The organism is uncultured Cocleimonas sp., from assembly GCF_947495625.1.
In the GTDB taxonomy this organism is placed as follows: Bacteria; Pseudomonadota; Gammaproteobacteria; order Thiotrichales; family Thiotrichaceae; genus Cocleimonas.
Map to the genome: position 1 here is coordinate 1 of NZ_CANLZW010000084.1, position 559 is coordinate 559.

The 559-nt window shown below is 38.3% G+C and carries 1 protein-coding gene; it reads right to left on the minus strand.

All coding sequences use genetic code 11. The annotated features are described in order from the left end of the window. Nucleotides 1–79: 79 nt before the first annotated feature. Nucleotides 80–505 carry an IS200/IS605 family transposase gene (gene tnpA / locus Q1A31_RS20935; protein WP_299881772.1) on the minus strand — a complete coding sequence of 142 codons (426 nt, stop codon included), beginning with the start codon at nucleotides 503–505 and terminating at the stop codon, nucleotides 80–82. Between the last annotated feature and the right edge of the window lie 54 nt (nucleotides 506–559).

The following is a 559-nucleotide window of genomic DNA, read 5'->3' on the forward strand; positions in this document are numbered from 1 at the left end:
TTCGCCCTAGAAGGGCGTATGAAGACTAGCCCTCTTAGAAGGCTAGTCAGAGTTATCGCACTTCGCTTTAAATGATTCTTTAAAATTTAAGTTCTAAGTTTTTCTCTACTTTCTCTTGATGCTTAACGTATAAACGTATCATCTCTGCGTCAACTCCTACTGTATCTACGCAATAGCCCTTTGCCCAAAAGTGATTGCCCCAATAAGGCCTCTCTTTTAAATATGAAAACTGTCGAAATATTTGTAATGCTGTCTTTCCTTTGACGGTTCCCATTAGCTTAGATATAGATACTTTTGGAGGAACCTTTACCAGTAAATGGACATGATCCTCTTGAACATTTAATTCGACTAACTCACAGCCTAAACGCTCACTATAAACCCGAATACTCTTTTTTAACTCAAAGGCTATCTTTCCCTTTAATATGCGATAACGGTATTTAGGTACCCAGACAATATGATATTCGCAATGCCAGATAACGTGCGATAATTTACTAAATCTACTCATGTGTTTTCTCCTAGAGAGGTTGTTTGGCGATAACAACTCTAGGATGCACCTGAG